Annotated in this window: 6 protein-coding genes; 1 reads left to right on the forward strand and 5 read right to left on the reverse strand. The window is 70.2% G+C overall.

Translation table 11 applies throughout. The features are described from left to right. Positions 1–12: 12 nt before the first annotated feature. Together ACZ4EF_RS26445 and ACZ4EF_RS26450 are read right to left on the reverse strand one after the other, a co-directional pair. Positions 13–903, reverse strand: a complete 891-nt coding sequence (locus tag ACZ4EF_RS26445) for a VOC family protein (RefSeq protein WP_467506586.1) — start codon at positions 901–903, stop codon at positions 13–15. Positions 904–1,055: 152 nt separating this feature from the next. Next, positions 1,056–1,856, reverse strand: a complete 801-nt coding sequence (locus ACZ4EF_RS26450) for an IclR family transcriptional regulator (RefSeq protein WP_355335360.1) — start codon at positions 1,854–1,856, stop codon at positions 1,056–1,058. A gap of 110 nt (positions 1,857–1,966) precedes the next feature. On the opposite strand from ACZ4EF_RS26450, the gene ACZ4EF_RS26455 reads away from it, so the two are divergent. After that, the gene (locus tag ACZ4EF_RS26455) at positions 1,967–2,593 is read left to right on the forward strand and encodes a TetR/AcrR family transcriptional regulator (protein ID WP_401307858.1); all 627 of its coding nucleotides are present in this window, start codon (positions 1,967–1,969) and stop codon (positions 2,591–2,593) included. Positions 2,594–2,656: 63 nt separating this feature from the next. On the opposite strand, the gene ACZ4EF_RS26460 is transcribed toward ACZ4EF_RS26455, so the two are convergent. The 3 genes from ACZ4EF_RS26460 to ACZ4EF_RS26470 all read right to left on the reverse strand — a co-directional run bounded on the left by ACZ4EF_RS26460 (position 2,657) and on the right by ACZ4EF_RS26470 (position 6,138). Then, positions 2,657–4,120 carry an MDR family MFS transporter gene (locus tag ACZ4EF_RS26460; RefSeq protein WP_467506587.1) on the reverse strand — a complete coding sequence of 488 codons (1,464 nt, stop codon included), beginning with the start codon at positions 4,118–4,120 and terminating at the stop codon, positions 2,657–2,659. Positions 4,121–4,361: 241 nt separating this feature from the next. Next, the gene (locus tag ACZ4EF_RS26465; RefSeq protein ID WP_467506588.1) at positions 4,362–5,321 is read right to left on the reverse strand and encodes a fumarylacetoacetate hydrolase family protein; all 960 of its coding nucleotides are present in this window, start codon (positions 5,319–5,321) and stop codon (positions 4,362–4,364) included. A gap of 73 nt (positions 5,322–5,394) precedes the next feature. Next, positions 5,395–6,138 carry an SDR family NAD(P)-dependent oxidoreductase gene (locus ACZ4EF_RS26470; RefSeq protein ID WP_355335370.1) on the reverse strand — a complete coding sequence of 248 codons (744 nt, stop codon included), beginning with the start codon at positions 6,136–6,138 and terminating at the stop codon, positions 5,395–5,397. Positions 6,139–6,308: the final 170 nt, after the last annotated feature.

Genomic DNA, 6,308 nt, shown 5'->3' on the forward strand with positions numbered 1-6,308 from the left:
TACACGTCACCGTCAGTGGGTGTGATTGCGGTCGTGGCCCCAGAACTGGGCGGCGTCCCAATTCGTGATCGTCCAGGTCTCGTCGTCGATCAATTTGCCGGCCGTTCCGTACTCCACGCCGATCCCGGACGGCGACTTCATGTAGAACGAGAGCATCTCGTCGTTCGTGTGACGGCCGAGCGTCGCGGTGAGGGAGATCTCCCTCGCGCGCACCCGGTCCAGTGCGCGGCCGACGCCGTCGACGCTGTCGACCTCGAGCATGAAGTGGTCGATGAAGGGTTTCCTGCCGTCCGGCGCGGGACCGAACGCGAGTGAGTGGTGCCGGGGATTGACGTGGGTGAACGTCAGGACCAGGGGCTTGAAGGTGATGTAGTCGCTCACCTTGAAACCGAGGACGTGGCGGTAGAAGGCGACCATCTCGTCCACGACGGACGAGACGAGCACGATGTGGCCGACCCCGAGGTCGTTGCCCTTGTCGTCGCGCGTCACGAACCGGACGCCGGTCGGCGAGACGAACGCGGAGGACACGGTGACGGCGCCGTAGAACAGCTCCAACCGGAAACCGGCCGGATCGGCGAACCGCACCAGTCGGCGGACTCCGCGCAGGTCGGCGAGGTGCGGATCCTCCGTGACGGCGACCCCGGCGCTCTCCAGGTCCCGCACCTGGGCGTCGAGGTCTTCCTCGGTCGCCACCTCCCATCCGACGTAGGACAGCGTGTCGTCCCCGGCGCGTACCGCGATGCGGTGGTGCCTGGCGTCCATCCGCAGAAACAGCGTTTCGACGTCGTCGGCGTCCCGTCCGCGGGAGACGTGCAGGCCCAGAATGTCGCCCGCGAAGTCCTCCCACGCGTCGAGGTCCTGCGCACCTATGCCGATGTAACCGAGCGCTTTGACATAACTCACGCGCGATTCCTCCGATTCCCAATGGATGACGCGGAAGCCCTCGGAAAACACACAATGGAAGGGCCTGCGCATAACTGTATTGAGCGCCCGAAAAGAAGCCAGGATCCTGTTCCGTCAGACGGAAAGCAGTTGTTCCGGCGTGCTCCCCCGGGTCACTTGCGACGCAGCGCGGACGAGAGCTGCTGCGCGGTGTCGACGAGCACCGACTTGTAGCGGGCGGGGGTGCGGCCGAGCACCGGGCAGGAAAGCGAGACCGCGGCGACCGCGCGGCTGTGATCAGCGGCCCAGACCGGCGCCGCCAGGCAGGCCACGCCGAGGAACGACTCCTCGTGATCCGTCGCGATACCGGTCTCGCGCACCCGGAGCAGTGAGAGCTTCATCCGCTGGGCGTCGGGAATGGTGTACGCGGTGAACCGCTTGAAGGATCCGTCGAGAACGGTCCTCAGATGCAGGGAGGGAGCGAACGCGAGCAGCGCCTTCCCGAGCCCTGTGGCATAAGCGGGCCTGCGTCCGCCGATACGCGTGTCCATTCTCGGCGCGCCCAGCCCGGAGACTTTGTCGATGTACAGGATGTCCGCGCCGCTGAGAATGGCGAGATGAATGGTCTGCCGGGTGAGGGCGAACAATTCCGCCAGATAGGGAGAGGCCAGTTCGCGCAGGTCCTTCGCGGCGCCGACCTGCACCCGGCTGCCCAGCTCGAAGACGCGCTCGGCGAGCAGATACCGCTCGCCTTCCTTGGCCACATAACCGTGCTCGATCATCGCGCTCAGCAGCCGGTGGACGGTCGACTTGGCCATCCCGGTGCGGGCGGCGATCTCCGAGACGCCCAGCGACTTCCGCGAACCGGACAGGGTGTCGAGCACGGCGAGCGCCTTGCCGACGGATGTGTCGCGCACTTCGCCGGCCGCCGCGGCGGCGTCGTGCACCCGCCGCGGGCTTTCCGGAGCAGGCATCGGGTTCCTCCTCAAGGTACGAGGTCACCAGCCGTTAAATGGGAGTAAACTCTCACTTAGCCGTCACAGTAGGCTGCCCGCAGTCGCATCGCAAGAGTGGGGAGCGGAGATTGCCGGACGAGTCCGCAGCACCGGTACCGGTACGCAAGCGCGCACCTCGCGCCGACTCCCGGCGGAACGTCGATCGCATCCTGGCGGCGGCCCAGACCCTGATCGAACGCGAGGGGCCCGACGTCACCCTCGACGAGATCGCCAAGGAGGCCGGGGTCGCGCCCGCCACCCTCTACCGGCACTTCCCGAGCAGAATGCATCTGTTCGAAGGCGTCTACCGCGGTCGCGTCGCGCGACTGGCCTCCATGGCAACGGAGTTGGCGCAGCGCGACGAGCCGACGGCGGCACTCCTGAACTGGCTGCGCCAGTTCGTCGATCTGGGAGTCGAGGCGCAGGGAGTCCTCGCCGGACTGCTCGCGCAGGGGCTCCGTGAGACCGACCCCGTCGCCAACACCGAGTGGGGTCAGTCGCTGCTGGTGTCGGCGGCGGATCTGCTGCTGCGGCCCGCCCAGGAGCTCGGCGCGATCCGCGACGACCTCACCGCCGGCCAGCTCGTGGCGCTGCTCACCGGCATCACCCTGGCCGTCCACACGCTCGGCGGCTCCGCGTCCGCGTCCGCTGCCCGGGCCCTGGACGCGCACCACGCGCTGAATCTGCTGCTCGAAGGTCTCACGCCGCGGCCGTGACCGCCGCCTTCACAGCCGGGGGCCCGCGGCGGCGCGCACCGGGCCGACGACGTGCCGCAGGCGTCAGCCCGTCAGCGTGTCGGCGGTCTTCGACGCTCCCGTCCCGTCCCGTTCGACATCGGTCGGCGCCCGCGTGCGCAGCATCACGGCCGGGACGATCGCGAGCACCGACAGGGCGACGGCCAGCCAGAACAACCCGCCGAAGGCGTCGGCCAGTTCGGGTGCCAGGCGCTGCCGCACGGTGTCGCTCAGCGCGGCCAGGGACTGGACCCCGCCGCCGTCGGTGAAGCCGCTGAGCCGACGTTGGAGCAGAACCGCCGCCACAGCGGTGCCCATGGCCCCGGCGACGTACTGCACGATGCTCATCAGCGTCGACGCGCCGGGGATCTCGTGGCCGCGCAAACCGGCGTATCCGGCGGCGGTCAGCGGCGTGGCCGTGGCGCCGACCCCGACGCCGCGGACGAACCAGCACACCGACAGCCATACGTCGCTGGTGTCGGGCCCGATCATGGTGAGCGGAAGCACTCCGGCGGTCACCATGAGCAGGCCGAAGACGATCACCGCCCGGGGACCGCGCTTGTCCATCACCCGGCCGGCCGTCGTCAGCACCAGCATCGCGCCGAAGGCCGACGGCGCCACCAGCAGGCCCGCCTCGATGGCGCTGTCCCCCCGCGCGAACTGGTAGTAGAGCTGCACCAGGAACAGCACCGCGTTGGTACCGGCGAGGTAGAGGAACATCGCGGTCTGGGCCGATCTGAGGGCCGCGTGCTTCCACAGCCGCAGGTCGAGCAGCGGATGAGCGGCCCGCAGCGCGTGCACGACGAACGCGGCGGTCAGGGCGATTCCCAGACCTCCGGTGAGCGCGACGGACGGGGACACGCGCCCGGCATCGCCGAAGTCGGAGATGCCGTAGACAAGCAGCGCGAGTCCCGGCGGCAGCAGGCCCAGTCCGATGAGATCGAGCTTCCGGGGCACGCCGGGTTCGCCGCGGTCGAGGACGGCCCAGGCCAAGCCGATCCCGAGAGCGCCCAGCGGCAGATTGACGAAGAAGATCCACCGCCAGGACAGGCTGGAGAGGATCAGTCCGCCGAAGATCGGCCCCAACAGGGGCCCCAGCATGGACGGAATCCCCACCACGGCCATGACGCGTCCGAGGCGGCCGGGGCCCGCCTCCCTGGCGAGGATCGTCTGCCCGGTGGGCAGCAGCATCCCGCCGCCGATCCCTTGCACCGCGCGCGCGACGATGAGCAGCGCCATCGAGTTGGCGAGTCCGCACAGCAGCGAGCCGAACAGGAACATGGCCATGGACGCGATCCACACCCGTCTGGAGCCGAATCGGTCGTTGGCCCAGCCGGTGAGCGGCACCACCGTGGCGAGGGCGAGAAGGTAGACCGTGCTGACCCACTGGACGGTGGCGAGCGAGGTGTCGAAACTCCTCACCAACGACGGCACGGCCACCTGGACGATCGTCGTGTCGAAGATGGATATCAGGGAGCCGAGAATCGTGACCGTCGCGACCAGAGTCATGCGTCGGTCGAAGACCTTCACCTTTTGAGAGCCGACGTCGTTCAACGAGTCTCCGATCGCACCGCACACTTCTCGCGGCGCGTGTCATCCGAAAAGGCGCGGCCGCACCGCCTTCGGAGAGTGTCCGCTCTCCGATCCCGATGCGGTGCCGCGTCGTTCCGTCAGACAGAACCGGGCTGCCCGTGGTCCGACCGGGGACGTACGGGTGCCGGGTGGTGCGGGGTCGGCCGGTGGTGCCGGGTCAGACCGTGCGGATCTCGTTCACGAGCGTGCCGATCGCCTCGCACTCGATCGTTCGCGTCGCGCCGATCCGGTGTTGGTAGTCGATCTCCCGCAGCGTGTGCGTCCCCGTGATGTCGGTGCCCACGTGGATGATGTCGCCGGGGAACAGGGTGTGGTGGTCGCTGGCGTGCGCGATGACTTCCGCCACCGAATAGATCAGGCGCTCGGTCCGGCATTCGATCCGTACGTCGTCGCCGGTCGCCAGGGTGATGCCGAGCCGGTCGGGGTCGGGGATCTCGTCCCTGGTCACGATCCACGGTCCGCACGGTTTGAAGCTGTCGGTGCCCTTGGCCCGCAGGTGGTAGGTGACCCTCATGTCCCCGTGCTCGAAGCCGGACGCCGCCTGGGGCCGGCCGCTGTGCCGCCGGTCCAGCTCCCCCGCCATGGAGCCGGGTACCACCACGGTGTCACCGGCCCGCAGCCCGGGCGCGGACACGTCGTCGATCAGGGTGTATCCGAAGACGTGGTCCAGTGCCTCGGCCGGGTCGATCCGCGTGCCCTGCCGTCCGATCACCACGGCCAGCTCCGGCTCGGGATGGACGAGTCCGAACGACGGTCGCAGCCGGATCGGCTGCCGGTGTCCGACCAGCGCGGAACCGGGTGAGGAGAAGAACGGCGGATGGTCGGGGACGCTCGACGCGAACGCGGCGAACACCGGGCTGTTGAAGCCGACGCCCAGGATCTTCCCCGGCCGCGGGACCGGCGGCAGCCAGGCGCCGAGCCGGTCGATCTCGGCCACGCTGGTGGCGGCCGGGGACCGGTCCGTCCCGAGCGCGCGGGCCAGGCGCGGGCGCAGGTCGTCCCAGCGTTCGATGAGCGTCAGCACGCCGTAGAGGCCGGGGCCGCCGACGAGGTTGCCGACCGGGACCGCCCGGCCGGCCGGATCGAACACGACCGGCTCGGGCCGGCCGTCGATCACGCATGTTCCTATCCGCACGGCAGCGCCTCTCCGTGAAGCGGCGCCGCCGCGTTCGGCACGGTCTCGGGTCCCCTCACCACGACAGCAGTCCGCCGTCCACCACGATCGCCTGACCGGTCACGTAACCGGCCGCCGGGGAGAGCAGGAAGTCGATCATCGCGGCGACCTCGTCGGGCTCGCCCTGGCGGCCGAGCGGGATCTTCGCCTCCAGCTCGCCGACCGCCGCGTCGCGGTCGGAGGAGTGCTTCCAGTGCTCGTCGTTGAACGGCGTGTCGATCCAGCCGGGGCACACGCAGTTGACGCAGACCTTCAGCGCGCCCCACTCGACCGCCATCGCCCGCGTCATGCTGACGAGGGCCCCCTTGGACGCGGCGTACGCGAAGGACCCGAAGCCGCCCCGGAACGCGGAGGTCGAGCCGGTGAAGACGATCCGCGGCGCGGCGGACCGGCTCAGCGGCCCGATCGCGGCCTGGGCCAGCAGGAACGCGGCGCGGACGTTCAGGTCCATCGTCGCGGTCCAGTCCTCCAGGGGGTACCGGGCGACGGGCGCCTCGCGCAGCAGCGCGGTGGTGATGAGGAGTCCGTCCAGGCCGCCGAACCGCGCACAGGCCGCGTCGACCATGGCCCGGGCGGCGTCCACGTCGTACAGGTCGTGTTCGCCGATGACGAGGCGGCCGGGTGCTTCCTCGGCGGCCAGTTCACCGGCGGCCGCCATGTTGATGTCCGCGAGGTACACGTCGACACCACGGTTACGCAGGCGGCGTACGCAGGCGCGTCCGATTCCCGTGGCGCCTCCGGCGACAATGACGGCGGGCATGGTGATCTCCTCGGTGGAACGGGCTCGGGCTGATGGGCCTGGGGGGGGGGGGGGGGGGGGGGGGGGGGGGGGGGGGGGGGGGGGGGGGGGGGGGGGGGGGGGGGTGGGGGGGGGGGGGGGGGGGTGGGGGGGGGGGGGGGGGGGGGGGGGGGGGGGGAGGGGAAGGGGGG

It is taken from the genome of Streptomyces sp. NPDC025721 (assembly GCF_055558595.1).

Bases quoted from the DNA above. Each gene is read 5' to 3' on its own strand.
- ACZ4EF_RS26470 (WP_355335370.1), bottom strand. From the start codon at position 6,138: ATGCCCGCCGTCATTGTCGCCGGAGGCGCCACGGGAATCGGACGCGCC.
- ACZ4EF_RS26450 (WP_355335360.1), bottom strand. From the start codon at position 1,856: ATGCCTGCTCCGGAAAGCCCGCGGCGGGTGCACGACGCCGCCGCGGCG.
- ACZ4EF_RS26460 (WP_467506587.1), bottom strand. From the start codon at position 4,120: ATGACTCTGGTCGCGACGGTCACGATTCTCGGCTCCCTGATATCCATC.